This window comes from Mesorhizobium sp. LSJC280B00 (assembly GCF_000502835.1).
In the GTDB taxonomy this organism is placed as follows: domain Bacteria; phylum Pseudomonadota; class Alphaproteobacteria; order Rhizobiales; family Rhizobiaceae; genus Mesorhizobium.
This window is the reverse complement of the sequence record NZ_AYVL01000015.1, coordinates 79,087-103,281: the sequence shown is the minus strand read 5'-3', so window position 1 is coordinate 103,281 and position 24,195 is coordinate 79,087. Positions and strand designations below refer to the sequence as shown.

Here is a 24,195-nt window from a genome sequence, read left to right as displayed (position 1 = left end):
ACTGCCGCCTCGGTCCTGCACGGCCAGAAGAAAAAATCTGGGAGGAATGCATGATGAAAACAACTCACCTCAGGCGTGTCGGTATCCTCACCTTGGCAGGTCTCGTTGGCGCGTGTCTGAACGCCGCCACTCCTCGGGCGGCCGAACCCGACAAAGCCGAGATCGATGCCCTGCGTAAATCGCTGTCCAGGTATGAAGACTACAAGGTTGCCATTCGCGAGCTTTATCTATCGACGGTAGGATGCGTCTTCTACAGCGGCGAAAAGGTAGAGGGGGCGATGGACTACCCGAAGGGCGCGATGGGCATCCATTTCGTCAACGTCACGACTGTCGGCCCGACGGCGGATCCGACGCGCCCCAATGTGCTGATCTATGAGCCGGTCGGCGGCGAATTGCGCCTAGTCGGCGCGGAATGGCTCGTGCCCTTGACGCCGGACACAAAGGAGCCGCCGAAGCTCTTCGGCCAGACATTCCAGGGGCCGATGGAGGGGCATTACCCGCTCATCCCGAAGGAGTTCCACCACTACGACCTTCACGCCTGGCTGTTCAAGGACAACCCGCTCGGAATGTTCAGCCCGACGAACCCGGACGTGAAATGCGACAACTATCCGTTTCCGATGCCTGAGCAGCCGACCAAGATGGTGCCGGGGCCGATGTAATAGCGGCTCAGGGTACGATCCGTAGCTTGCGAGGAAAGGCAGCCGGACTTCAAAGGCGTTATCCCGGAGGACGCTCCTGGGATAACGTCCAACCAAAAGTCCGTTCCCGGAACTTCGGACTCGTTTTGCCGTTTTGGCAATCACGACACTGCCGCGAATTCACAAAGGCGTTCCAAGGAGCCGACCGCGAAACGACGGAGGACCAAGTGAAAAGTCTGATCCGGACAGGATTGTCCGCAGCCGTTTCGGGTACGATCGTCAGCTTCGCCACGACAGCTGCATTGGCCCTGCTTGCCAGGCGGGAAGGCAAAGGCGCCCTGCAGCCCACGAATGCGACCAGCCACTGGCTCTACGGCGAACAGGCCGCGTCGGTGCGGCGCGGTGACGTGGCGCACACGCTCGTCGGCTATGGCACGCATCACGCTTCCTCCATCTTCTGGGCATTCCTTTTCGAACTATGGCTCGCCTCGAGGCCGTCGCGTCCGTCGCTTCTGATATTTCGCGATGCGTTGGCGGCAGCGGCCATTGCCGCGGCAACAGATTATGGCTTCGTGCCGAAGCGGTTGACGCCAGGTTGGGAGACGGTGCTGCCGAAGCGATCTATCGCGGCGACTTTTGCGGTGATGGCGGTCGGTCTAGCGATGGGCGGCATGATCAACAAGGAATTGCGCCGGCAGCATTAGGGACAGGGATTTGAGACAGATGCTTCGCACGGCGCGTTCACATCATCGCGACGGGCGGATCGCCGTGTTCGTCCCATTCTGCGGCATCTCCACCTCATCGGGAACCTTTCTCAAGGGACATGGTTCCGAATGTGCGGCGAAAGCGTGCTGCTCATTCCTGCTATCGCCAAGGAGATTCGACCATGAAGCTTCGCGAGTTGTTGGATCAAGTAAAGGACCTGCCGCCGGACACCTTGGTCTGTGCCGCCGAAATCGATGAAGCCTTTGCAGTCAACGTTGTTGGCGTTGAAGCTGTCGAGAGCGCCAGAATCCAAAGCCGCAAACCGGATGGCACCGAAGCTGTCGAACTCGCCAACGGGACCGACAAAGTCATCGTGATCCGCTGGTGAAAACCGGGGAAGTTGCGTTCAACAGCATGACGTTCCGCTCCACTGTGGGGCGCTGAATTGCAAATGCTGGCAGCGCATCGATGGCGGCGGTCGCCTATGGCTTGGCGGGCATGGCTTGGACGAAGGCCGCCATCTGGCGTTCGAGCGCTTTGAACGCGCTTCCGCGCCAGCTCTCGGCCATGGATGCCGATTTTGGATCAGGGAAGATTTCCTCTTCCCCTCGCGCCATGCCGTCCAGGATGCCTTTCGCGACGCTCTCCGCGGAGCTCTTCGGTATATCGGCGTCTCTGCTCATGTCGGTGTCTATGGGACCGGACAGGACTGCATGAACGCTCACGCCACGAGCGCCGGCGAGAGCACGCAGCGATTGCGTCATGGAAAACGCGGCGGCCTTCGATAGTGAGTAAGACGGAATGATCGGGAAGGGAACGAGAGCCGCTTCCGACAGGATGTTGACCACGGCGCCGCGCGAATGCGTGAGCAGCGGCAGGAATGCGTGGGTTACGCCATGCACGCCGAGCAGGTTGACGGCGAGGTGTCGCTCGAGCGCAGCACGATCGCCAAGATCGTCGTAGAGCCCGATGCCGGCGTTGTTGATGAGGATATCGAGAGACCCGATCCGCTCGACAGCCGCCCCAATCTGCACCGCATCGGTCACGTCCAGGATCAGCGGCGTGACGCGCCGATCCGCGTGGGCGAGCGGTTTGCGCGCGCCGGCATAGACGCGCTTGGCACCCCGCCTCAATATTTCCTCGACCAGCGCCTTGCCGAGGCCGCGATTGGCCCCGGTCACGAGAACGGCTTTGTTTGTGACTTCCATCGATTTCGGCACGGCGATCTCTCCTCCTCTTGCATAAATACAAGCTATTCGTTCTTGCATCATGCAAGTAGGCTATGGTTTTCTGTTCACACGCTTGGACGCCGTCTCCCCATTGCATTGCTCCAGGGCAGCCGGCGCCGTCGCCGGGCGAACCTTGCAACTAGGACCCGACTTCCAACGTCGTGTAGGAGATCGGCGAAGGCCGCTCCAGGAAGGCGCCGGTTATGGCCGAAACGAAATTCTTCGCGTCCGCCGAGCGTAGAAAAGCGTCGCGCTCCTGCTTCGATGCCCAGCGCTCGACGCAGATGGTAACGTTGGGCTCTGCCTCCGAGCGAAAGACGCTATAGTCGATGCACCCGCTTTGCTTGCGGGCCGCCCCGCCACGTCCCGCAGGGCATTCCGCACCTTGCTTTCGATGCCAGGCTTCGCCGCTGCCGTCGTCATGACGATCATCCCGGCGCCATCGCCTGCCGCCTTGCGCTCGACGGCGCCGAGGTCCTCGTTTTGCGGCACAACCGTTGGGTTGGCGTTCTCTTCGCCCTTGTTGGGTTGCCCCTTGCCCGTCGAAATCAGGTCGCGGAGACTCGCGACATAGAAGCGCCACGAGTCATGGCAGACATCGTAGCATTCTTCACTCGGCGTCAGCCCGACATGGGTGAAACGCAGCTCGGTCCCCTTTTCGGTCGGCGCGATCTCGAAGACCACGTCCGTGCCGGTCCACTCGGTCGCATCCTTGACGAAGTTGAAGTAGTTCTGGACGACGTGCCAGACGACCTTCTTGCCAGGCACAAGCTCCGTGACCTTGAATGTGCCGCGGTGGATATCCTTGAAATGATAGTAGAATATCGCACCGAGCTTGTTGGTATCGCCATCTATATCTTCCGACCACCAGGCTCGCGGATTGACAACCGCGGCAAAAACCTCTTCGGGGCTTTGCTTAACGACGAATGACGTCGTGTAATCTTCTTCCTTTTTCATAACATATCTCCTGTCTAGATCTGATTGGTTGATGGACACCCGAAATCTCGGGCGATGAAGTGGAGCGACGCTCTCTCGACCTCTGTCGCTTGCATCATGCAAGTACAATGCATACTTGCATGATGCAAGTCAATAGGGTATGTTCACACCATGCTTGGTCGTCTCTATGAAAAACAAAACTGCTCGGCCTCACGCGCCCTGGAACTGGTCGGCGAGCGCTGGAGCCTGTTGATCCTGCGCGACGCGATATTCGGCGGCTGCACGCGCTTTTCGCAATTCCAGAAGAGCCTGGGGATCGCCACCAACATTCTGGCCAAGCGCCTCGAGGATTTCGTCGAGGCCGGCCTGATGGACCGTCGCACGGGTGCCGCCGGCGAGCAGGCCGACTACGTCCTGACCCGGAAGGGGCTGGAATTCAAAACGGTCATTATCGCGCTGACCGAGTGGGGCGACAAATGGGTGCGGCCCGGACCCATCGTCTACTGCGACCAATCCGACGGCAAGCCGGTCGAGGTGCAATTGCGTCGCGCCGGCAATGGCAAGCGGGCCGACTTCGCCGACGTCGTGGCGGCCCTGCGCTAGGCACGGCGGCGGCTCCGGCCCGCAGCACGATCCAAGACGAAGCTGTTTCGCATCGTGCCATAATGTTACCGCATATCTCACCTCCCGAGGTTGCATCCGTGGGCCGGGTCTGGTGGGTAGTTCGCGGGAGGAAACATGTCCGTCGGGCAGCGATCGACTTTGCGGCAACGTCTTTTTGCGGGACCGCGGCACGCCTGATCGCGTGCGGTGAGGAACGCCAGATTTGCGCTTGGGGCTGGTCCGCGCACCGTTCAGCGGAAGCTCGAGCAGCTCGCGGCAGCAGGCAAGGTGCAATCATTCGGCCACGGTCGGGCGCGTCGCTGGACGATCCCATCCACGCCATTAGGTTTAATAAGAAGTCGCGTCGGAATTTAAAAAGTGGTGCCCCTAGCCGGGATCGAACCAGCACTCCTTGCGGAACTCGATTTTGAGTCGAGCGCGTCTACCAATTCCGCCATAGGGGCTCAGGCCGGGCGGCCTGGATGGGCGCGGACTATACGGTTGGAGGCCTGTTCGTCAACTGGCCAATTCCCGAGACCCCATGTAGCTCAAACCCAGGCTTTCGATTTCGTCGATCGGAGGCTTCGGTCTAAAGTGGGCATCTCAGCCCGTTTGAACCCTTCTACCGCAACAGCGGCCACAGAATGCCGATGAATACCGACGCCCCATCCATGAGCCAATGCGCTGCCGCCAGCGGCAGGATGCGGCGCACGCGCAGGTACACGAGGGTGATGAATGTCGAATGCGCGATGGGTGCCAAGAGCCGGTAGAGCATGAAGTGTGGGTCGAACGTCAGCGGCATCACCGCATGCTGAAACGACCAGGAAAACGCTACGACGGCAACGGCAAATCCCGTGCTTCCCGACAAGACTTGGAAACGCGGCAGAAGATAGCCGTTATAGGTGGTCTGCTCCGTAATGCCCCAGACCAACGGAAAGATCAGCACCCCGTAGAGCGCAGGCAAGAGCGGCAAAGGTCCGTATATTTGCGGTGCGTCAGGGTTGCCATAGACCAACGGGCTGCTGGCGGTGATCCCAACGTAGATGAAAACGAGGCTCGGGAGGATGAGCGCAACGCCCAACAACAGATCGCGCCCCAAGCGGTTGCGATCGAAACCGACCAAATCGAGCAACGTGATGCCCTCGCGCCGCGCAAGGCACCAAAGGAGTCCAAGGCAGCCCGCGTCGATCAAGCTGCCGTATACCGGCAGCCAAGCCCCTGCGTCGCGCCAGGGCGTCGCCGAACCGTGCGCAGCGTACACGGCCGCAACCAGGCCCTGCGCGGCAACAGCGAAAGCCGACCGCGCGAACAACATCAGGGCGGGGCCGGACCATGTCAGCGCGCCGGCAGATCGCCGCTCGAGAATGGCGGCACGGGAGTTCGGGATTATGGCTTCGCTCATGATCGATGAAGTTGGGATCGGCTTCCGAACGTTATGGTGGAAACGAGTTCAGCCAAGTCCGGTTTCCGGAGTGAAAGCAGAATGTATCGAGCCGGCCATGAGCAAAAACATCATCACCGAGGGCGGCTCACATCTCCTCGAGGGCGTCGGCAATATAGCCGCCGGTCTGAAGCTTCCACAGTCGGGCATAGAGCCCGTCGCGCTCCAGCAGCGCCGATGGTTTTCCCTCCTCGACGATGCGGCCTTTGTCGAGGACGACGATCCGGTCCATCCTGGCAATCGTCGACAGGCGATGGGCGATGGCGATCACAGTTTTGCCTTCCATCAGAAGAGCGAGCTTGTCCTGGACCGCCGCCTCGGCCTCGATGTCCAATGCGGACGTCGCCTCATCGAGAACCAGGATTGGCGCGTCCTTGAGCAACACCCGGGCGATCGCGACGCGCTGACGCTGGCCGCCGGAAAGTTTCACCCCGCGGTCGCCGACGAAAGCGTCGTAGCCGGTGCGGCCTTCGCCATCTCTGAGATCGGCGATGAAGCCGTCGGCCTCGGCCAGCATCGCGGCGCGCTCCAACGCCTCCGGCGGGGCATCGGGCCGGCCATAACGGATGTTGTCGCCGACGGAGCGATGCAGCAGTGAGACGTCCTGGGTGACGACGCCGATGCTCTCCCGAAGGCTGGCCTGGGTCACGCTGCGGAGATCCTGCCCATCGATCAGGATCGCGCCGCCCTTCAGCTCGAAGAACCTTAGGAGCAGGCTGACAAGGGTCGACTTGCCGGCCCCGGAGAGGCCGACGAGCCCGACCTTCTCGCCGGCGCGCACGGTGAGCGACAGGTCTTCGATCACCCGTTGCCCCTCGCGGTATTCGAACTGGATGTTCTTGAACTCGACTTCGCCGGCCGTGACGTCGAGCGGCTTGGCGTTAGGCGCGTCTTTTATGGTCGGCGGCGTCGTCACGACCGGCATTGCGTCGCGGATCGTGCCCACCGCCTGGAAAATCTGCTGGCCCATCTGCAGGAAGGCACGGGAGTTGGCATTGAGCCGCTGCACGATGGCGATCGAAGCGGCGAACTGACCAACCGTGACGAAGCCGGCGACAAATCCCCAGAGCCCTATGGCAACGTTGGTGAGAAAGAGGGCAACGTTGAGCAGGACGACGCCCATATCGGTCGTCAGATAGATGCGCCTTTCGCGCTGCTGGGTCTCGATGGCGTTTTCCATCACGGTCCGCATCGCGCCCGCCTCGCTGTCTTCCGCCGCAAACAGCTTGACCATCTGAATGTTGCTGTAGAGGTCGGTCATGGCGCCGACCACGAGGCTTCGCCCCCGCGCCGAGCGGCGCGACCGTTCGGAATATTGGGGTACCGCCACCACCGCAATGGCGATGTTGGCGGAGATCCAGAGGAAAACCGGAAGCGCCAGCGGCCAGGACAACGCGCCAAGCAGAACGAGCGACCCGACGAGTTGCACCAGAAACAGCGGTATTCTGTAGAAGGCCACGACGATCTGCTGCTGCACGGCGGATGCGACTTGCGAAATGCGCGACGCCACCTGACCTGCGAAGAGGTCGTGGAAGAAGGCAAGATCCTGACGTTCCACCGCCTTGTGGCCCTGCCACTGCATCGCCGCCGGCATGCATACGGCCACCGTCTGCGAGTTCAGCGCATTGCCCACGAAGATGAGCAACGGCAGCACGGGGAAAACCAGCACGCCGAGCACGACCAGCGTCGGCCAGTCCTCCTGCAGGAAAACCGCCGCGCCCTTCGCGCTCACCCCATCGACGACGAACGAGGCCCCCCAAATCGTCGCAAGGTTGATCCCCTCGACCGCCATCATCAGGACGGTAATGGCCGCAAGGGTGCCGCGGAACATCCGCGCAAAATGCAGGAGCAGTGCAAACGGCCCGCTCGCAGGCAGCGGCGCGGGTGGAATATCCAGCGGACGGATGAGCTTCTCAAAGGGGCGATAAATGAAATCAGACAACGACATGGCGGCGCAAAGGGCGAAGCAGGGAGAGAGGATGCGACAGGAATCGCCGGTATTTAAACACGGATCGTGTTCGACCGGAAAACCCACGATGTAATTGGAAACTGCCTTGACGCACTTCAGCGGGCAAGTGTTCGACGCCATGGCTTGCTCGTCAACTGGCCAAATCCCGACATCTGGGCTCGCTCAAGCCTCAGCCTTTCGATTTCGTGAAGCAGCTGCCATTGTGCAGCGCGGAAAATCTTTCTAGACAGGCGGCGCATGTCATTGAAGCGCACCTTGTCCGACGAGGTTGATGCGGGGCGCTTCCAAGTCTTGTTTGTACATGTCGTGATCCCAAGACCGCTTCTGGTTTGGGCGTGCATTAGGAGTGCCGATGCTTCGCGGACTTTACGACTGGACCTTGTCGCTGGCGGCGAGCAAATCCGCCGAATGGTGGCTGGCCTTCATCGCCTTCGTCGAGAGCTCGGTGTTCCTGGTGCCGGCCGACGTCCTCTATCTGCCGATGGCGCTGTCACGGCCGGATCGCGCCTATCGTTACGCGCTGGTCGCCACCGTCGCCTCGGTGCTGGGCGGCATCGCCGGCTGGTTCATCGGCCATTATGCCTATGATGCGGTGGCGCGGCCGATCCTCGAATTTTATGGCAAATATGACGAGTTCGAAGCGATGCGCGTCTCATCGGGTGTCGGCTTCATCATCCTGATGCTGGTCACCTCCGGCCTCGCCCATCTGCCGCCGATCAAGGTTGTGACGATCCTGTCGGGCGTCATCGGTGTTCCTTTGCTGCTGTTCATCGTGCTGGCAATCGTGGCGCGCGGTGCTCGCTTCCTGTTTCTCGCCTGGCTCTTGCGCCGCTATGGCGAGCCGATCCGCCACTTCATCGAAAAGCGCCTTGGCCAGATTGCAGGCGCCGCCGCCGCTGCCCTGATTTTGCTCTATATCGTCGTCAAATACGCCGTCTGAACGACATCGAACCGAATGGACTGAGTCCGATGACAGCGACCGTGAATGCCGATACCGGACGCCAGCGGCTGCGCACCGCCCTGTTTCTCGCTGTCGCCATGGCCGCCACGGTCGGCTCGGCGCTGGCCTTCCAGTATCTCGGCGGCTATATCCCCTGCAAGCTCTGCCTCGAGCAGCGCACGCCTTACTACGTCGGCGTGCCCTTGATGCTGCTGGCGGTGCTTGCGTCGGCTCTTCACGCGCCAGCCTGGGTAAGCCGTGGCCTGCTGGCTGTTGGCGGCCTGCTGATGCTCTACGGCGTCTATCTCGGCGTTTATCACTCCGGCGTCGAATGGGCGTGGTGGCCAGGCCCGACCGATTGCACCGCAGCCGCCGGGCCGGTGGACACCGGCGGCAAGGGCGTGCTCGATGCGCTCGACAAATTCGTCCCGCCCTCCTGCGACAAGGCGGCGCTCCGCATCCTCGGCCTGTCGCTGGCCGGCTGGAACGCCATCGCCAGCTTTGTCCTGGCAGTCGTCGCCTTCCGCGGCGCCTTTGCCCGCGACTGATTTAGCGCGACATGAGATCATCCAAGAATTCGGCAGGCTGAGTCGGGTGGAGTGATTGTCGAGAACCGAAGCGGAGCGGACATTGGTCCGTGAGCATCGGAAGCGCAGACAATCGCTTCAGACGGCCAGCCTCCCGAATTATCGGATGATCTCACGGCTCAAGTTCGACATCCCAGTACAGATAATCCATCCAGCTTTCGTGTAGATGGTTGGGCGGGAACAGCCGGCCGTTATTATGCAAATCATGCACCGTCGGCTGGTAGGGCTTCTGCAGCGGCCACATCTTGGCGTGGGCCGGCATCATGCCGCCCTTCCTCAGATTGCAGGGCGAGCAGGCAGCGACGACATTCTCCCAGGTCGTGGCGCCGCCGCGATGGCGAGGAATGACATGGTCGAACGTCAGATCGTCCGGCGTGCCGCAATATTGGCATTGGAAACGGTCACGCAGGAAGACGTTGAAACGGGTAAACGCCGGATGCCTCGACGGCTTCACGTAAGCCTTCAGGCTGACGACGCTCGGCAGCTTCATCGAAAAGGTCGGTGAAGAGACGGCGTGTTCGTATTCGGCGACGATGTTCACCCTCTCGAGGAACACCGCCTTGATGGCATCCTGCCAGGACCAGAGCGACAGGGGGTAATAGCTGAGCGGACGGTAATCCGCATTCAGCACCAGCGCTGGAAGCCCATCCGGAGATACGGCAACCGTCACGTCGTTGACCTCCTTCACCCTAGAACCGGTCGACGCGGATACTGTAAGCCCGACATGACAGGGATGTGAAGCGGATTGTCGATCATGCCGGGTCTCAAAAACGCATGATTTCAATGCTTTTTTGCGGATTCAGGCCGGAGGCGCGGCATCCCTGCCCTTCAATTCGCGATAATAAGCCCAGAAAAGCCGCGATGCGACGCCGCGCCACGGGCTCCATGATTCGGCAAGCCGGATCAGCATTTTCTCCGGCGGACGCGGGTCGATGCCGAGTGCATGGCCGACCGCGCTCTGCAATGCAACGTCGCGCGCCGGAAAGATATCTGGGTGTCCGGCGGCAAACAAAAGGTAGACTTCAGCCGTCCACGAGCCGATGCCCGGCACCTTGGTCATGGCCGCGATCGCCTCGCTTGCATCGAGCCGGCACAGGTGATCGAGGTCGAGTCCCTCGGCCACCGCCCGGGCGACGGCAACCAGGCCGCGCTGCTTGGGCCGCGACAGCCCGGCCTCGCGAAAGATCGCCTCGTCGGCGGCAAGTATCGCCTGCGGCGTCAGCGGATCGAGCAGTCTCGTCAGCCGGCCGAAGATGGCATCGGCGCTCGCGCGGGACACTTGTTGTGAAACGACGATCGAGGCAAGGCTCCTGAACCCCGGCTCCGACAGCCTGAGCGGCACCTCGCCGGCCATGCCGCGCACTTTTTCCAGGCGTGGGTCGAGCAAGCATAGCCTATCCAGCCCTTGCGCAATGTCGTCGAGACTGGCGATGCGTTGCATGTCTGCTTGTTCCAAAATCAAAAGTGCCGCACGCTTCGTCACGTGTCCCTCTGGACGCACGACGCCGCCGGCGCAAAGTAGCAATTGGCGAAAGCGCCACACAACCCGATTGCCGCCGGACAATGACACTGCTGACATTCCGCTTCGCGCCGAGCCCGAACGGCGAACTGCATCTCGGCCATGCCTATTCGGCGCTGCTCAATCAGAAATTGGCAAAGGCGGCGGGCGGACGCCTGCTGCTGCGCATCGAGGATATCGATACGACACGCTGCACGCCGGAATTCGAGGCAGGCATTTTTCGCGACCTGAAATGGCTGGGGCTTGGCTGGGAGGAACCGGTGCGCCGCCAGTCCGAGCATTTTGCCGAATATCGGGCGATGCTCGAGCGGCTGATCAAGGAAGAACTTGTCTACCCGGCCTTCATGAGCAGAAGTGAGATCCGCGCCTTTATCGCCGACAGCGAGAAGCGTGGCCGCGACTGGCCGCGCGACCCGGACGGCGTGCCTCTCTATCCCGCCGCCGACAAGGCGTTGACAGCGAGCGAACGCAAGCGGCGCGTCGCCGAAAATGTGCCATTTGCCTGGCGGCTGGACGTCGATGCGGCAATAGCGCGCGCCGGCAAGGACCTGTCATGGGCCGAACACACGGACGAGACGCTCTCCGCGACGCGTCGTATCGAAGCCCATCCGCAGGATTGGGGCGACGTGGTCGTGGCGCGCCGCGAAATCCCGACCAGTTATCACCTCGCCGTCACCATGGACGACGCGCTGCAGGGCGTCAGCCATGTCGTGCGCGGCCAGGACCTTTATTCCGCGACCAGCGTGCAGCGGCTGCTTCAGCAACTGCTTGGCCTGCCGCAGCCGGCCTATTTTCACCATCGCCTGATCCTCGGCCCGGACGGACGAAAACTGTCGAAGAGCCTTGGCGATACCGGCCTTGCCGCCCAGCGTAAGGCGGGCGCATCGCCCGCCGATCTCAAGCGGCTGGTCGGTCTCTAGACTAGACCGGTGAGCTCGCGGCCATCAACGGCGCTCCTTCAATTCAAATGACTCTATGGATCAACCGTTTGGTTTTGCTTGCCGGCCCGAACGGCATTAAGCAGTCGCCGCAGTCGATCCCTCACCCGAATTCATCGCGGCCTCCGGAAATGCACAGCCTCAAGCGGTTCATCCCCGCCTCTTTCGTCGTCCTGTGGGCGACCGGCTTCATCGGCGCGCGCTATGCCATGCCGTGGGCGGAGCCCTTTACGTTCCTGGCCGCGCGCTTTGTCCTGGCCGCAATCCTGCTTGTCGCTTTGATGGCCGCACTTGGTTCGAGCCGCGCCACCCGCGATGAGGCGCTGCACGCGACCGGTGCCGGCATCCTGATGCATGGCATCTATCTCGGCGGCGTGTTCTGGGCAATCCACCGGGGCATGCCCGCCGGACTTTCAGCCCTGATCGTCGGCCTGCAGCCGCTGATCACGGCAGTGCTCGCCGGCCGGCTTCTCGGCGAGGCCATCCTGCCGCGCCACTGGGCCGGTCTCGGCCTCGGGTTGATCGGCGTGGTGATCGTGCTTTGGCCGAAGCTCGGTGCGCTCGGCGGCGGCGTGACGGCCGAGACACTGGGCGCCTCGCTGGTCTCGGTACTCGGCATGAGCGCCGGCACCATCTGGCAGAAGCGCTTTGCTTCCGGCGGCGATCTGGTGGCTGCCACGTTCTGGCAATATGTCGGCGGCGCATCGGTGATGGCTCTGGCCTCGCTCGCCTTCGAGACCCGAACGGTCATCGTCAACGGCGAGCTGATCTTCGCCATGGCCTGGCTCGTGCTGGTGCTGTCGATCGGCGCCATCTTCCTGTTGATGGTGATGATCCGCGACGGCGAAATGTCGAAGGTCGCCTCGCTGTTTTACCTCGTGCCGGCTGTCACCGCGGTCATCGCCTGGGCATTGTTCGGTGAGCACTTGAGCCCGCTCCAGATCGCCGGCATGGCGATCGCGACGCTCGGCGTCGGGCTGGCGACGGCTCAGCCGCCGACGCGGGCACGCGCCTCTAAATAGCGGCTGATCGCGGCGTTGAGCTCGCCACCGAGGATGAAGATCGCTGAGACGATATAGAGGAACACGACGGCGATCATGATCGAGGCGAGGCCGGCATAGGTCGTCACATAGGACGAGAAATGATCGAGATAGGCGGCGAAGATGGTCGACCCGATGAGCCAGCCGACCAGCGTGAAGATGATGCCAGGCACGATCGAAACGAGGCGGCGCTTGCCGGCCGGCAACCAGAAATGCACGGCGAACAGGCCGCCGATGATGACTACAGAGGCGATGACGTAACGCCACAGCGTGATCGTGCCCATATAGGGTTTTATCCATTCGAAATGCGACTCGGCCAGCCGTGCCAGCAATGGCGCGAAGACCAGCAGCACGCTGATGGCCAAAAACCCGGCCGTCGCGATCAGCACGAAGATGATGCTCTGCACCCGCCGATAGATGATGCCGCGCGTTTCCGAGACACGATAGGCCCGGTTGAGCGAGGTGCGCAGCGCCTCGATGCCGTTCGAGGCGAAATATCCGGCAAGCACGATACCGTAGGTCAACAGGTCACTGCGCCGGACGGTAAGCACGTTGAGCACCTCGCGCGCGATCGGTTTGGCGATCTGCTCGGGCCATGTGTCGAACACAAGGTGCACGGCGGTGTCGGCGAAAGCCTGCGCGCCGAAAAAACTCGCCAGCGTCGTGGCGAAGATCAGGAAAGGAAAAAGCGCCATCAGCGCGGTGATCGCCAGATGGCTGGCCATTGCCCAGCCGTCGTCGGTGTTGAAATGGCCGAGCGCGTCGTAGAGGACGCGTTTGAGGGCTACGATCTTCCGCAACAAGAACCGCGTTCCCTTCGATTGTCCCGACGCCGCGAATATGGGAAGGGTTTGCGGTAAATGACAACCCTAGGTCAAACCACCATTCCTCCCGGAGAAGAGTTGCGCACCATCATTGTCACAGGTGCCTCTTCCGGTATAGGCGCCTATTGCGCCCATGCTCTTAAGAAGGAAGGCTGGCGGGTGTTCGCGACGGCCCGAAAGCCCGAAGATATCGCTGCGCTCGAGGCCGACGGCATCGAGGCCTTTTATCTGGACTACACCGAGCCCGGATCGATCGAGGCGCTGGTGGCGTCGGTGCTGGAACGGACCGGCGGCCGGCTCGATGCGCTCTTCAACAATGGCGCCTACGGACAGCCCGGCGCCGTCGAGGACCTGCCGGTCGAGGCTTTACGGCAGCAGTTCGAGGCCAATGTCTTTGGCTGGCATGACCTCACTCGCCGTGTCGTACCGGTGATGCGCCGCCAAGGCCATGGTCGTCTCGTTCATTGCTCGTCGATCCTCGGCCTGGCGCCGGTGCCTTTTCGCGGCGCCTACTCGGCATCGAAGCACGCTATCGAAGGGCTGATGCTGTCCCTCTACCAAGAACTCCTCGGCAGCGGAATCCATGTTTCGCTGATCGAGCCCGGGCCGGTGAAATCGAAGATCGCCAGCAACAGCCTTGTGTGGTTCCTGGCAAATATCGATCACGAGAAGTCCGTTCATCGCCTCGCCTATGCGGCGCAACTCAAACGGCTGCGGGCCGGCGGCAGCACATCGCGGCTGAAGCCCGGGCCGGAGGTGGTTTATTCCGCCTTGCATCATGCGCTTCTGTCGCGGCGCCCGCGCCCGCATTATGTGGTAACTGTGCCGGCCCGCATCGGCGCGATCCTTAAACGCATCCTGCCGTCATCGGCACTCTACCGTCTGCTCGCCAAACGCGCCTGAACGCAATCCAACTGGAACACACCATGGCAACCGTCTTCAACATCCTCGCCGTTCTCGTTATGGTCGCCGTGGTGATCGTACTGATCCGCGGCCTCATCAACATGATGCGCGGCGGCTCCAGCATGACCTCCAACAAGCTGATGCAGACGCGCGTGCTCTTGCAGTTCGTGGCCTTGGTGCTGATCATGCTGGCGGTGTATTTCACCCGTAAGTGACGCAGCAGCCACCAGCCGGGAGGTAACCCGTGGTCAAGCTCAACAAGATCTACACCCGCACTGGCGACGATGGCACCACAGGCCTCGGCTCTGGCGAGCGGCGGCTGAAATCCGACCTTCGCATCGACGCCTACGGCACGGTCGACGAGGCCAATGCCTGCATCGGCATGGCCCGCATTCATACCGCGGCAGTAAATCCGGCGATCGATGCGATGCTCGGCCGCATCCAGAACGACCTTTTCGACCTCGGCGCCGATCTGGCAGTTCCCGATAATGGCAAGCCGCTCGACTACGAGCCGTTGCGCATCATCGCCTCGCAGACCGACCGCATCGAACAGGATATCGATCTCCTCAACAAGGACCTTGAGCCGCTCAAATCCTTCGTGCTCAACGGCGGTACGCCGGCAGCGGCTGCCCTTCACCTCGCCCGCACGGTGGCCCGCCGCGCCGAGCGCATCATGGTGGCGCTGTCGCAAGACCCGGACGAGCACGTCAACCGCGAGGCGATAAGATACATCAACCGTGTCTCGGACTTTCTGTTCGTCGCCGCACGCGCGGTCAATGACAACGGAAATGCCGACGTGCTATGGGTTCCCGGCAAGAACCGCTGAATCCGCCGGAAGCGGGAGAGGCCCGATGTTCATCCCGCTTTACGACACCAACCGGCTGCGGCACATCAAGCTGCAATATGTGACGATCAGCCTGATCGCGCTCAACGTGCTGATCTACTTTGTCACCACACTGGGCGGCGAGGATTTCGCCAACGCCGCGGTGCTGGGCCTCGGTTTCATCCCGTCGGTTGTGCATGACAGCGTCGAGCTCGCTCCGCAATTTGTCGTCATTCCGGAGAGCCTGAGCTATCTGACCTATTCCTTCCTGCACGCGGATATCTTCCACCTCGGCGGCAACATGCTGTTCCTGTGGGTGTTCGGCGACAATGTCGAGGATGCACTCGGCCATGTCCGCTACCTCGTCTTCTACCTGCTTTGCGCCATCGCCGGCGCTTTCTTCCAGGGTCTGGTTGCCTGGGATTCGCCGGTGCCGCTGATTGGCGCGTCGGGCGCCATCGCCGGTGTGGTCGCCGCCTATCTGATCCTTTATCCGCGGGTGAAGGTATGGGTGCTGGTCTTCGCGCGCATCCCGTTGCGCATCCCGGCCTTCATCCCGCTGATCCTGTGGATCCTGTTCCAGATCTTCATGTTCGCCCAGGGGGGCGAGGATCAGGTTTCCTGGGCCTGCCATATCGGCGGCATCATCGCTGGAGCCGTGCTGGTGCTTGTCTTGCGCAGCCGCGGCGTACCGCTACTCGCCGGCGCAGACGAGGAGCCGGCCGTGGTCGCCGGTCCGGTGCCCGTAGCCGTGGAGCCGGCGCCAAGCGACCCACAACCTGCGCAGCCGGCGCCGCGCTGGGGCCGGGGGCCGTTTCCGGTCCGGACTGAACCGATTTGAGTGCTTCGCCGAGGATCCGAGTGCGCCCCGGATATTGACGCGCGGGGTCGCCGCAACTACGGAAGCGCCACCCTACTGGCGTGGCGAAGACCAGAATTCCGTCCGGAATGTCGGCTTTCGACAACTCTGAAGAGGTGCACGCTGCTATAGCGCGCCCGACGAGCGTGAAGAGACTATCGTGAAAGAGGTGACAGGCAAATGAAGATCCTTGTGCCCGTGAAGCGGGTTGTGGATGCGAACGTCAAGGTCCGGGTGAAGGCGGACGGTTCGGCGGTGGAACTCGCCAACGTCAAGATGGCGATGAACCCGTTCGACGAGATCGCGGTCGAAGAGGCGATCCGGCTGAAGGAAGCTGGCAAGGCCGAAGAGATCATCGTCGTGTCGATCGGGCCGCAGCAGGCCCAGGAGACCTTGCGCACGGCGCTCGCCATGGGCGCCGACCGCGCCATCCTGGTCAAGACCGACGAGCAGACTGAGCCGCTGGGCGTCGCCAAGGTGCTGAAGGGCGTCGTCGAGGCAGAACAGCCCGGTCTTGTCATTCTCGGCAAGCAGGCGATCGACGACGATTCCAACCAGACCGGCCAGATGCTGGCCGCACTTCTCGGCTGGGCGCAGGGCACCTTCGCCTCCAAGATCGTGCTCGACGGTGACAAGGCCACGGTGACGCGCGAGGTCGATGGCGGCCTGCAGACGCTGGAACTGAAGATGCCGGCGATCGTCACGGCCGATTTGCGGCTGAACCAGCCACGCTACGCGTCTCTGCCCAACATCATGAAGGCCAAGAAGAAGCCGCTCGACGAGAAGAGCCCTGCCGATTACGGCGCCGACGTCAAGCCGCGGCTTAAAGTGATCAAGACCGAGGAGCCGGGCGGCCGCAAGGCGGGCGTCAAGGTCAAGAGCGTCGCCGAACTGGTAGACAAGCTGAAGAACGAAGCCGGCGTGCTCTAAGGAAATCCGATGAGGCCGGCCTGCAAACGGCCGGTTTCTCCGCTTCCGGTGCTCACGTACTGAAGTACGCTCCGCTCCGGTTCTCGAAACCAACCGTTTTCGACTCGGCCTGACCGGATTTCAGGAGCCTCGAAGACGAAAGTCAGGAAAACATCATGGCTATTCTTCTGATTGCCGAACACGACAACGCTGCGCTTTCCGACCAGACCGCCAAGGCGCTTTCGGCGGCGCTGCAGATCGGTTCGGACGTGCATGTGCTGGTTGCCGGCAAAGGTGCCAAGCCGGCAGCGGATGCCGCCGCCAAGCTCAAGGGCGTCACCAAGGTGCTGCTCGCCGACGCCGACGAACTGACCGAGCGTCTCGCCGAACCGCTGGCGGCACTCGTCGTTTCGCTTGCTGAGCCATACGAGACGATCATCGCGCCGGCGACCTCGTCGGGCAAGAACGTCGCGCCCCGCGTGGCGGCGCTGCTCGATGTCGCCCAGATATCTGAAATCATCGAAGTCGTGTCGCCCGACACCTTCAAGCGGCCGATCTATGCCGGCAACGCCATCCAGACGGTGCAGTCCAGTGACGCCAAGAAGGTCATCACGGTGCGTACCGCTTCCTTCCAGGCAGCACCCGAGGGCGGTTCCGCGCCGGTCGAGACGGTCCAGGCGGCGGCCAATCCCGGCCTGTCGAGCTTTGTCGAGAACAAGCTCTCCGAGACCGACCGTCCAGAGCTGACCTCGGCCAAGATCATCATCTCGGGCGGCCGTGCGCTGGGCTCCTCCGAGAAGTTCCAGGAGGTCATCCTGCCGGTCGCCGACAAGCTCGGTGCGGCTGTCGGCGCATCTCGCGCCGCCGTCGATGCCGGCTATGCGCCGAACGACTGGCAGGTCGGCCAGACCGGCAAGGTGGTGGCGCCCGACCTTTACATTGCCGTCGGCATCTCCGGTGCCATCCAGCACCTTGCCGGCATGAAGGATTCGAAGGTGATCGTTGCCATCAACAAGGACGAGGAAGCGCCGATCTTCCAGGTCGCCGACTACGGTCTCGTCGGCGATCTCTTCGTCATTCTGCCGGAACTGCAAAAGGCGCTTTGACGCCTTCTGCCAAAGCGTATTAAATTCTGAGGGGTGGGGTAGACGAAGTCGCCCCGCCCTTTTAGTTTGCACTGCACAAAAAACGGGCCGCAAAGGCCTCGACGGGATCGGGTAATGAGCAAGATCGAGACGATCGGCATCATCGGCGCGGGCCAGATGGGTGGCGGCATCGCCCATGTGTCGGCGCTGGCGGGCTATAAGGTGCTGGTTTACGATATTTCGCCCGACCGCATCGAAAAGGGCATCGCTACGATCAGCGGCAACATGGCCCGTCAGGTCGGCTCCGGCAAACTCGAGGAAAAGCTGCGCAATGAGGCGATGGCGCGCATTTCGGCGGCACCGGCCATGGCCGACCTTGCGGGCGCCGATCTGGTGATCGAAGCAGCGACCGAGGACGAGACGGTCAAGCGCAAGATCTATGCCCAGCTCTGCCCGCAGCTCAACCCCGAGGCCATCCTGGCGACGAACACGTCATCGATCTCGATCACACGGCTGGCTTCGCAGACCGACCGGCCGGAACGCTTCATCGGCATACATTTCATGAATCCGGTTCCGGTGATGAAGCTGGTCGAGCTGGTGCGCGGCATCGCCACCGAGGACCAGACCTTCGAGGCGGCAAAAACCTATGTGAAGCAGCTCGACAAGACGATCACCGTCTCGGAGGATTTCCCGGCCTTCATCGTCAACCGCATCCTGCTGCCGATGATCAACGAGGCGATCTACACGCTCTATGAAGGTGTCGGCTCGGTCGACGCCATCGATACCGCCATGAAGCTCGGCGCCAACCATCCGATGGGGCCGCTGCAGCTTGCCGATTTCATCGGGCTCGATACCTGCCTGTCGATCATGCAGGTGCTGCATGACGGGCTGTCGGATTCGAAATACCGCCCCTGCCCGCTGCTGGTCAAATATGTCGAGGCCGGCTGGCTCGGCCGCAAGACCGGGCGCGGCTTCTACGACTATCGCGGCGAGCATCCCGTTCCGACACGCTGATCGCCTCGCTACCAGCGCACAAAAAGTCGTCCGCCGAGCGCCCCGAGCACGGCAAGGATGGCGGCCGCGATCGTATACCAGGTGCCGACGAAAAGCGGCGAATCGTCGAAGCAATGCGCCGCATAGAAGGTCGCCGCCAGCCCGCCGGCAAGCAGGCCCGCGGCCGCACCGGCAAGCACCGGCCTTGTCGGCGCGCCATGGCGCAGCACCGCGAGAAAGACGGCAAGCGGGCCGATCCCGATCAACGGAATTAAGGTCAGGCAGATGACCATGTTCGTGCCGACCAGGCGCGTGCCCCAGTCGGACGCAGGCACGGCGAAGAGTTCGAGAATCACAGCCACAATCACCAGCAGCGGCGCGGCGACCATCCAGCTCACCGCCCGGCCGGTCGATGCACCGGGCGTCGACAGCCCACGCACCAGGACAAAGGCGCTGGCGGCAAGAGCAATCGTGAAGACGAATTTGGACAGGAACCGCATCGTGTGCATGGCGATCGCAATGTCGGGGCGCGGGCCGATCGTCAGCCAGAAAACCGCGGCCGCGATCACGATGGCCGCGCCGGCGGCAAGCCACCAGGCGGTGCCTAGCGGCAGCGCCTTGCTGCGGGCATCGGCGTCGAGCGCCTTGATGAAATCTTCGGTCCTCATGTTATTCCCGCCCCGCCCTGAACCGTTTGGCAATGGCGGCAAGCCCGCGGTGCAGTGACACCCGCACAGCCGTCTCGCTGATGCCGAATTTGGCCGCGGTCTCACCGATTGACCGGCCTTCGACCGATACGGCCGAGACGACGGAACGCTGTGCCGGCGGCAGGCTGTCGAGCGCCCGGTTGACGTCGCGCTCGCTCACCGTCTCCGATTCCGGCTCGGCAAAGGTCTCGGCGATTTCGTCGATCTCGATCTCGATCCGCCGACCGCGCCGCCGGAACGCATCGATCAGCTTGAAGCGGGCTATTGCATAGACCCAAGGCAGCACCGGCGCATCATGGCGCCAGGTGTGTCGTTTCACATGAATGGCCAGCAAGGTTTCCTGCACGACATCCTCGGGATCCACCCCGCCCTGCACGATCTTGCGCCGGGCAAAGCCACGAACGAGCGCGGCGATCCGGTGCAGAAAGTCGGCATAGGCCCTTTCGTCTCCGGCGATCGCGGCCCGCAGCAGCCGTGAAAGCTCGGCTTCGTCCTTGCCGCTCACAAGAGTTCACTCCCCGATATTCGCTTCTCGGCGCTGATTTGTTACGGGGCCGGCGAAATAATGTCCAAGGCAAATTAGCTGAGCATCACGAAAGTTTGCTCCTTTTGAGCGATTGAGTGGGTCAGCAATGTTGACTGCACCAGTCAGGTATTGGTAGGTGCAGCGTGCCAAGCCAAAGACCATCGAAATCGAGGACGACGCCATGAAATATGTTCTTTCCGCCCTTGCCGGTGCGACAGCACTTGCAATCAGCCTGATCGCCGGCCCGGCAATAGCAGAGGACGAGGGCATCGTCGTTTACAACGCCCAGCACGAAAACCTGACCAAGGCCTGGGCGGAGGGATTTACCAAGGAAACCGGCATCAAGGTTACCGTCCGCAATGGCGGCGACAGCGATTTCTCCAATCAGATCGTTGCGGAAGGCACCGCTTCGCCCGCCGATGTATTCCTGACGGAGAATTCGCCGGCCATGGCATTGGTCGAGGCGGCCGGCCTGTTCGCACCGGTCGACACCGAGACGCTGGCCCAGGTTCCGCAGGAGTACCAGCCGGCGAGCGGCAAATGGGTCGGCGTTGCCGCGCGCAGCACCGTCTTTGCCTACAACAAGACCAAGCTGAGCGCCGACCAGCTGCCCAAATCGCTGCTCGATCTCGCCGATCCGAGCTGGAAGGGCCGCTGGGCCGCTTCGCCCTCCGGCGCCGATTTCCAGGCGATCGTCAGCGCGCTTCTGCAGCTCAAGGGTGAGGCGGCGACGGCCGAATGGCTGAAGGCGATGAAGGAGAATTTTACCGCCTATAAGGGCAACAGCACGGTGATGAAGGCGGTCAATGCCGGCGAGGTCGAAGGCGGCGTGATCTATCACTATTACTACTACGGCGATCAGGCCAAGACCGGCGAGAACAGCAAGAACGTCGAGTTGCACTATTTCAAGCATCAGGATCCCGGTGCTTTCGTGTCGATTTCCGGCGGCGGCGTGCTGGCCTCGAGCAAGCACCCGAAGGAAGCGCAGGCTTTCCTGAAATGGGTCACCGGCAATCGTGGCCAGGACGTGCTGAAAACAGGCGATTCGTTCGAATACGCAGTCGGCAAGGGCGCCGAGTCCAATCCGAAGCTGGCGCCGCTGGCCGATCTGCAGGCGCCGAAAGTCGACCCGACGACGCTGAACTCGAAAAAGGTGACCGACCTGATGACGGCGGCCGGCTTGCTTTAGCCGGCGTTCGTCCTAAAAGGGCAACCGACTGCGCTCCTGTGGGAATTCGCTTTCCACAGGAGCGCTCTGTTTTCAAGATGGCATTTGCCTATGACCACAAGCTACCCGCGAGATTATCCGCCGCCGATCGTTTCCGCCTCCGGGCGGAGCTGGCGCAACGTCTGATCTGATGCAATCCGCGATCGATCTCGCACGCCCAGGCTTGCCGGCCGACGCCACGGCCGTGCGGGCACGTCGTTGGTCGGTCTCATGGATTGCGTTGACTGCCGTCTTTGTCTCGCTTTTCGCGCTGCTGCCGCTTGCCTTCATCGTCTGGGTGGCGGTGCAGACCGGCTGGGAAACGGTGGCGGCGCTGGTGTTCAGGCCGCGCGTCGGCGAACTTCTGGTCAACACCAGCCTGCTGGTGGTGTTGGCGGTGCCGATCTCGATCGTGCTGTCGGTGGCGCTGGCCTGGCTCACCGAGCGCAGCGATCTGCCGGGTGCCCGCCTATGGGCCTGGCTGTCGGTGGCGCCGCTCGCCATTCCGGCCTTCGTCCACAGTTACGCCTGGGTCACCATGGTGCCCAGACTGCACGGCCTGTGGGCCGGCGTGCTTGTGTCGGTCATCGCCTATTTCCCCTTCCTTTATCTGCCGGTGGCGGCGGCATTGCGCCGGCTCGATCCCGCTCTCGAGGATGCAGCGGCAGCCCTTGGTCTCGGCCCGTGGCGTGTGTTCAGGCGTGTCGTGCTGCCGCAGCTCCGGCTCGCCATTTGCGGCGGCTCCCTGCTGGTCGGCCTGCATCTCCTGGCCGAATACGGGCTCTATGTCTTCATCCGCTTCGACACCTTCACCACCGCGATCGTCGACCAGTTTCAGTCGACCTTCAACGGTCCCGCCGCCAACATGCTGGCCGGCGTGCTGGTGACCTGCTGCCTTGTGCTGCTCGGGCTGGAGGTGCTGGTGCGCGGCGAGGAGCGCTATGCCCGCGTCGGTTCGGGTGCTGCGCGCCAGCAGCAGCGCACGGGCCTTGGGCGCGCCACCATTCCTTGCCTGCTGCTGCCTGCCATTACCACGCTGCTGGCGCTCGGCGTGCCGTTCGCCACTATCGGCCGCTGGCTCATGGCCGGCGGCGCCGATGTCTGGCGGCTCGACGAGATCGGCCTGGCGCTTGGCCAAACGCTGTTCCTAGCAATTGCCGGCGCGCTGCTCGCCACCGTCGCGGCAATGCCGATGGCGTGGATTTCGATCCGCGCGCCGGGGCGGCTGCAACGCGTCCTGGAGGGCTGCAACTATATCGTCGGCGCGTTGCCCGGCGTTGTCATCGCCCTGGCGCTGGTCACCATCGCCGTGCGTATCGCCATGCCGCTCTACCAGACCCTGTTCACCATCCTGGTCGCCTATGCGCTGATGTTCCTGCCGCGCGCCCTGATTAGCCTCAGGGCGTCGATCGCACAGGCGCCGGTCGAGCTCGAACGCGCCGCCTCCAGCCTCGGCCGGTCGCCGCTCAAGGCGCTGTGGTCGACGACCATCCGCCTGTCGGCGCCGGGCGCCGCAGCCGGCATGGCGTTGGTCGCGCTGGGTATCATGAACGAATTGACCGCAACCCAGATGCTGGCGCCCAACGGCACCCGCACGCTGGCCATGGCGTTCTGGTCCTATAGCGGCGAGATCGACTATGCGTCGGCGGCGCCTTATGCCCTGATCATGGTGGCGATGTCGCTGCCTTTGACCTGGTTGCTCTACGTCCAGTCGAAGCGGATGGCCGGGCGATGAGCTTTCTCGAGCTGAGCGGCATCCACAAGCACTACGGGCCCGTCGCAGCACTTGCCGGCGTCGACCTCAGCGTGGCCAGCGGCAGCCGTACGGCAATCGTCGGGCCGTCCGGTTGCGGCAAGACCACCTTGCTGCGGCTGATCGCCGGCTTCGAGGCGCCGGACCAGGGCCGCATCGTGCTTGATGGCGAGGTGCTGGCCGATGGCGACACGGCCGTGCCGGCGCATCGCCGCGGCATCGGGCTGGTGGCGCAGGACGGCGCTCTATTCCCGCATCTGAGCATCGCCGCCAATATCGGCTTCGGCATGGGGCGTCACGAGGAAAAGCGCAGTGAGCGCATCGCCGAGCTCGCCTATGTCGTCGGGCTGGACAAAGGTATCCTGAAGCGCCGTCCGCACGAACTCTCCGGTGGCCAGCAGCAGCGCGTCGCGCTCGCCCGCGCCATGGCCATGAAGCCGCGGCTGATGCTGCTCGACGAGCCGTTCTCGGCGCTCGACACCGGCCTGCGCGCCTCGATGCGCAAGGCCGTGGCCGAGCTCCTTGAAACCGCCGGCATCACCACCATCCTGGTCACCCACGACCAGGCCGAGGCGCTGTCATTCGCCAGCCAGGTCGCGGTGATGCGCGACGGCAAATTCTCGCAGGTCGGCACGCCGCGCGAGCTCTATTTCAAGCCGAAGGACAGGATGGTCGCCGAGTTCCTTGGCGACGCCATCGTCCTGCCGGCAAGGATCGCCGATGGCTTCGCAATCTCGCCGCTCGGCCGCATCGCTGTCGACAGCTCGGAGCGGCGCGACGTCGCTCGCATCATGCTGCGGCCGGAGCAGGTGTTGCTGAAACGCACATCGCGTGAAGGCATGTCCGGCACGCCGGACATGCTGTTCGGCGAGGTGACGGAATCGGAGTTCGCCGGCTCGATGTGCACCATCGCGGTGCGTCTGTTGAACAGCCCCGATCCGCCCGACGCCGCCGCCATCGGCAATACGCCGTTGATCCTGCGCAAGCCGGGCATGGACGCGCCGGCGATCGGCGAGATCGTCCGGCTGACCGTGTCGGGCAAGGCGCATGTGTTTGCCTGA

At 62.8% G+C, this 24,195-nt stretch carries 27 protein-coding genes and 1 tRNA gene; 18 read left to right on the top strand and 10 right to left on the bottom strand.

Annotation, left to right across the window (positions count from 1 at the left end):
• Window positions 1-50 precede the first annotated feature (50 nt).
• From X773_RS60130 to X773_RS60120, 3 genes are all read left to right on the top strand, one after another.
• Complete coding sequence (locus X773_RS60130) at window positions 51-659, top strand: hypothetical protein (RefSeq protein WP_023677966.1); 609 nt, start codon at window positions 51-53, stop codon at window positions 657-659.
• Window positions 660-865: 206 nt separating this feature from the next.
• A complete protein-coding gene (locus X773_RS60125; RefSeq protein ID WP_023677965.1) occupies window positions 866-1,342 on the top strand; it encodes a hypothetical protein in 477 nt (158 codons plus the stop codon).
• A 182-nt stretch (window positions 1,343-1,524) separates the two neighbouring features.
• Window positions 1,525-1,731, top strand: coding sequence for a hypothetical protein (locus X773_RS60120; protein ID WP_023677964.1), 207 nt, complete (start codon window positions 1,525-1,527; stop codon window positions 1,729-1,731).
• 94 nt (window positions 1,732-1,825) lie between these two features.
• Here X773_RS60120 and X773_RS60115 read toward each other — a convergent pair whose 3' ends face one another.
• Entirely contained in the window at window positions 1,826-2,563 is a 738-nt protein-coding gene (locus tag X773_RS60115; protein ID WP_245274743.1) for an SDR family NAD(P)-dependent oxidoreductase, read from the bottom strand.
• A 210-nt stretch (window positions 2,564-2,773) separates the two neighbouring features.
• A complete protein-coding gene (locus X773_RS77410) occupies window positions 2,774-3,529 on the bottom strand; it encodes an SRPBCC domain-containing protein (protein WP_023677962.1) in 756 nt (251 codons plus the stop codon).
• 150 nt (window positions 3,530-3,679) lie between these two features.
• Here X773_RS77410 and X773_RS60110 point away from each other — a divergent pair, with 150 nt between their 5' ends.
• Window positions 3,680-4,111, top strand: coding sequence for a helix-turn-helix domain-containing protein (locus tag X773_RS60110; RefSeq protein ID WP_023677961.1), 432 nt, complete (start codon window positions 3,680-3,682; stop codon window positions 4,109-4,111).
• A 379-nt stretch (window positions 4,112-4,490) separates the two neighbouring features.
• Here the strand turns inward: X773_RS60110 and X773_RS60105 are convergent.
• The 3 genes from X773_RS60105 to X773_RS60095 form a co-directional block, all read right to left on the bottom strand.
• Window positions 4,491-4,575, bottom strand: a tRNA-Leu gene (locus X773_RS60105).
• Window positions 4,576-4,733: 158 nt separating this feature from the next.
• Window positions 4,734-5,513, bottom strand: a complete 780-nt coding sequence (locus tag X773_RS60100) for a CPBP family glutamic-type intramembrane protease (protein ID WP_023677960.1) — start codon at window positions 5,511-5,513, stop codon at window positions 4,734-4,736.
• 127 nt (window positions 5,514-5,640) lie between these two features.
• Window positions 5,641-7,500, bottom strand: a complete 1,860-nt coding sequence (locus X773_RS60095) for an ABC transporter ATP-binding protein (protein ID WP_023677959.1) — start codon at window positions 7,498-7,500, stop codon at window positions 5,641-5,643.
• Between the two features lie 373 nt (window positions 7,501-7,873).
• Between X773_RS60095 and X773_RS60090 the strand changes: the two genes are divergently transcribed.
• Window positions 7,874-8,461, top strand: coding sequence for a YqaA family protein (locus X773_RS60090; protein WP_023677958.1), 588 nt, complete (start codon window positions 7,874-7,876; stop codon window positions 8,459-8,461).
• A gap of 29 nt (window positions 8,462-8,490) precedes the next feature.
• A complete protein-coding gene (locus tag X773_RS60085; RefSeq protein WP_023677957.1) occupies window positions 8,491-9,009 on the top strand; it encodes a disulfide bond formation protein B in 519 nt (172 codons plus the stop codon).
• A gap of 151 nt (window positions 9,010-9,160) precedes the next feature.
• On the opposite strand, the gene X773_RS60080 is transcribed toward X773_RS60085, so the two are convergent.
• Together X773_RS60080 and X773_RS60075 are read right to left on the bottom strand one after the other, a co-directional pair.
• Window positions 9,161-9,718, bottom strand: coding sequence for an HNH endonuclease (locus X773_RS60080; protein ID WP_023677956.1), 558 nt, complete (start codon window positions 9,716-9,718; stop codon window positions 9,161-9,163).
• 129 nt (window positions 9,719-9,847) lie between these two features.
• Window positions 9,848-10,489, bottom strand: coding sequence for a DNA-3-methyladenine glycosylase (locus X773_RS60075; protein WP_023677955.1), 642 nt, complete (start codon window positions 10,487-10,489; stop codon window positions 9,848-9,850).
• A 122-nt stretch (window positions 10,490-10,611) separates the two neighbouring features.
• Here X773_RS60075 and gluQRS point away from each other — a divergent pair, with 122 nt between their 5' ends.
• Window positions 10,612-11,487 carry a tRNA glutamyl-Q(34) synthetase GluQRS gene (gene gluQRS, locus X773_RS60070; protein ID WP_023677954.1) on the top strand — a complete coding sequence of 292 codons (876 nt, stop codon included), beginning with the start codon at window positions 10,612-10,614 and terminating at the stop codon, window positions 11,485-11,487.
• 149 nt (window positions 11,488-11,636) lie between these two features.
• Window positions 11,637-12,527: an EamA family transporter gene (locus tag X773_RS60065; protein ID WP_023677953.1), complete on the top strand. Its 891-nt coding sequence runs from the start codon at window positions 11,637-11,639 to the stop codon at window positions 12,525-12,527.
• On the opposite strand, the gene X773_RS60060 is transcribed toward X773_RS60065, so the two are convergent.
• Window positions 12,494-13,348, bottom strand: a complete 855-nt coding sequence (locus X773_RS60060; protein ID WP_031212039.1) for a YihY/virulence factor BrkB family protein — start codon at window positions 13,346-13,348, stop codon at window positions 12,494-12,496. The genes X773_RS60065 and X773_RS60060 overlap by 34 nt on opposite strands.
• A gap of 57 nt (window positions 13,349-13,405) precedes the next feature.
• On the opposite strand from X773_RS60060, the gene X773_RS60055 reads away from it, so the two are divergent.
• From X773_RS60055 to X773_RS60025, 7 genes are all read left to right on the top strand, one after another.
• Window positions 13,406-14,272 carry an SDR family oxidoreductase gene (locus X773_RS60055; protein WP_084641268.1) on the top strand — a complete coding sequence of 289 codons (867 nt, stop codon included), beginning with the start codon at window positions 13,406-13,408 and terminating at the stop codon, window positions 14,270-14,272.
• A 23-nt stretch (window positions 14,273-14,295) separates the two neighbouring features.
• Window positions 14,296-14,487: a twin transmembrane helix small protein gene (locus X773_RS60050; RefSeq protein WP_023677950.1), complete on the top strand. Its 192-nt coding sequence runs from the start codon at window positions 14,296-14,298 to the stop codon at window positions 14,485-14,487.
• 29 nt (window positions 14,488-14,516) lie between these two features.
• Window positions 14,517-15,098 carry a cob(I)yrinic acid a,c-diamide adenosyltransferase gene (locus tag X773_RS60045; RefSeq protein WP_023677949.1) on the top strand — a complete coding sequence of 194 codons (582 nt, stop codon included), beginning with the start codon at window positions 14,517-14,519 and terminating at the stop codon, window positions 15,096-15,098.
• Window positions 15,099-15,123: 25 nt separating this feature from the next.
• Complete coding sequence (locus X773_RS60040) at window positions 15,124-15,936, top strand: rhomboid family intramembrane serine protease (protein ID WP_023677948.1); 813 nt, start codon at window positions 15,124-15,126, stop codon at window positions 15,934-15,936.
• Between the two features lie 198 nt (window positions 15,937-16,134).
• Window positions 16,135-16,884 carry an electron transfer flavoprotein subunit beta/FixA family protein gene (locus X773_RS60035; protein ID WP_023677947.1) on the top strand — a complete coding sequence of 250 codons (750 nt, stop codon included), beginning with the start codon at window positions 16,135-16,137 and terminating at the stop codon, window positions 16,882-16,884.
• A 155-nt stretch (window positions 16,885-17,039) separates the two neighbouring features.
• On the top strand, window positions 17,040-17,969 hold the full coding sequence (locus X773_RS60030; protein ID WP_023677946.1) for an electron transfer flavoprotein subunit alpha/FixB family protein: 930 nt from the start codon (window positions 17,040-17,042) through the stop codon (window positions 17,967-17,969).
• Window positions 17,970-18,083: 114 nt separating this feature from the next.
• A complete protein-coding gene (locus tag X773_RS60025) occupies window positions 18,084-18,962 on the top strand; it encodes a 3-hydroxybutyryl-CoA dehydrogenase (RefSeq protein ID WP_023677945.1) in 879 nt (292 codons plus the stop codon).
• Between the two features lie 8 nt (window positions 18,963-18,970).
• Here the strand turns inward: X773_RS60025 and X773_RS60020 are convergent, their stop codons facing one another.
• Window positions 18,971-19,609: an NrsF family protein gene (locus tag X773_RS60020; protein ID WP_023677944.1), complete on the bottom strand. Its 639-nt coding sequence runs from the start codon at window positions 19,607-19,609 to the stop codon at window positions 18,971-18,973.
• Between the two features lies 1 nt (window position 19,610).
• Window positions 19,611-20,153 (bottom strand): sigma-70 family RNA polymerase sigma factor, encoded by a 543-nt coding sequence (locus X773_RS60015; RefSeq protein ID WP_023677943.1) that lies wholly within the window; start codon window positions 20,151-20,153, stop codon window positions 19,611-19,613.
• Between the two features lie 202 nt (window positions 20,154-20,355).
• Between X773_RS60015 and X773_RS60010 the strand changes: the two genes are divergently transcribed.
• The 3 genes from X773_RS60010 (at window position 20,356) to X773_RS60000 (ending at window position 24,195) form a co-directional block, all read left to right on the top strand.
• A complete protein-coding gene (locus tag X773_RS60010; RefSeq protein ID WP_023677942.1) occupies window positions 20,356-21,363 on the top strand; it encodes an iron ABC transporter substrate-binding protein in 1,008 nt (335 codons plus the stop codon).
• 169 nt (window positions 21,364-21,532) lie between these two features.
• Entirely contained in the window at window positions 21,533-23,116 is a 1,584-nt protein-coding gene (locus tag X773_RS60005) for an iron ABC transporter permease (protein ID WP_023677940.1), read from the top strand.
• The gene (locus tag X773_RS60000) at window positions 23,113-24,195 is read left to right on the top strand and encodes an ABC transporter ATP-binding protein (RefSeq protein ID WP_023677939.1); all 1,083 of its coding nucleotides are present in this window, start codon (window positions 23,113-23,115) and stop codon (window positions 24,193-24,195) included. Before X773_RS60005 ends, X773_RS60000 begins: the two co-directional genes overlap by 4 nt.

Bases quoted from the DNA above. Each gene is read 5' to 3' on its own strand.
- X773_RS60090 (WP_023677958.1), top strand. From the start codon at position 7,874: ATGCTTCGCGGACTTTACGACTGGACCTTGTCGCTGGCGGCGAGCAAA.
- gluQRS (WP_023677954.1), top strand. From the start codon at position 10,612: ATGACACTGCTGACATTCCGCTTCGCGCCGAGCCCGAACGGCGAACTG.
- X773_RS60095 (WP_023677959.1), bottom strand. From the start codon at position 7,500: ATGTCGTTGTCTGATTTCATTTATCGCCCCTTTGAGAAGCTCATCCGT.
- X773_RS60050 (WP_023677950.1), top strand. From the start codon at position 14,296: ATGGCAACCGTCTTCAACATCCTCGCCGTTCTCGTTATGGTCGCCGTG.
- X773_RS60025 (WP_023677945.1), top strand. From the start codon at position 18,084: ATGAGCAAGATCGAGACGATCGGCATCATCGGCGCGGGCCAGATGGGT.
- X773_RS60040 (WP_023677948.1), top strand. From the start codon at position 15,124: ATGTTCATCCCGCTTTACGACACCAACCGGCTGCGGCACATCAAGCTG.
- X773_RS60075 (WP_023677955.1), bottom strand. From the start codon at position 10,489: ATGCAACGCATCGCCAGTCTCGACGACATTGCGCAAGGGCTGGATAGG.
- X773_RS60010 (WP_023677942.1), top strand. From the start codon at position 20,356: ATGAAATATGTTCTTTCCGCCCTTGCCGGTGCGACAGCACTTGCAATC.
- X773_RS60065 (WP_023677953.1), top strand. From the start codon at position 11,637: ATGCACAGCCTCAAGCGGTTCATCCCCGCCTCTTTCGTCGTCCTGTGG.
- X773_RS60100 (WP_023677960.1), bottom strand. From the start codon at position 5,513: ATGAGCGAAGCCATAATCCCGAACTCCCGTGCCGCCATTCTCGAGCGG.
- X773_RS60035 (WP_023677947.1), top strand. From the start codon at position 16,135: ATGAAGATCCTTGTGCCCGTGAAGCGGGTTGTGGATGCGAACGTCAAG.
- X773_RS60085 (WP_023677957.1), top strand. From the start codon at position 8,491: ATGACAGCGACCGTGAATGCCGATACCGGACGCCAGCGGCTGCGCACC.
- X773_RS60020 (WP_023677944.1), bottom strand. From the start codon at position 19,609: ATGAGGACCGAAGATTTCATCAAGGCGCTCGACGCCGATGCCCGCAGC.
- X773_RS60030 (WP_023677946.1), top strand. From the start codon at position 17,040: ATGGCTATTCTTCTGATTGCCGAACACGACAACGCTGCGCTTTCCGAC.
- X773_RS60005 (WP_023677940.1), top strand. From the start codon at position 21,533: ATGCAATCCGCGATCGATCTCGCACGCCCAGGCTTGCCGGCCGACGCC.
- X773_RS60000 (WP_023677939.1), top strand. From the start codon at position 23,113: ATGAGCTTTCTCGAGCTGAGCGGCATCCACAAGCACTACGGGCCCGTC.
- X773_RS60110 (WP_023677961.1), top strand. From the start codon at position 3,680: ATGCTTGGTCGTCTCTATGAAAAACAAAACTGCTCGGCCTCACGCGCC.
- X773_RS77410 (WP_023677962.1), bottom strand. From the start codon at position 3,529: ATGAAAAAGGAAGAAGATTACACGACGTCATTCGTCGTTAAGCAAAGC.
- X773_RS60055 (WP_084641268.1), top strand. From the start codon at position 13,406: ATGACAACCCTAGGTCAAACCACCATTCCTCCCGGAGAAGAGTTGCGC.
- X773_RS60130 (WP_023677966.1), top strand. From the start codon at position 51: ATGATGAAAACAACTCACCTCAGGCGTGTCGGTATCCTCACCTTGGCA.
- X773_RS60120 (WP_023677964.1), top strand. From the start codon at position 1,525: ATGAAGCTTCGCGAGTTGTTGGATCAAGTAAAGGACCTGCCGCCGGAC.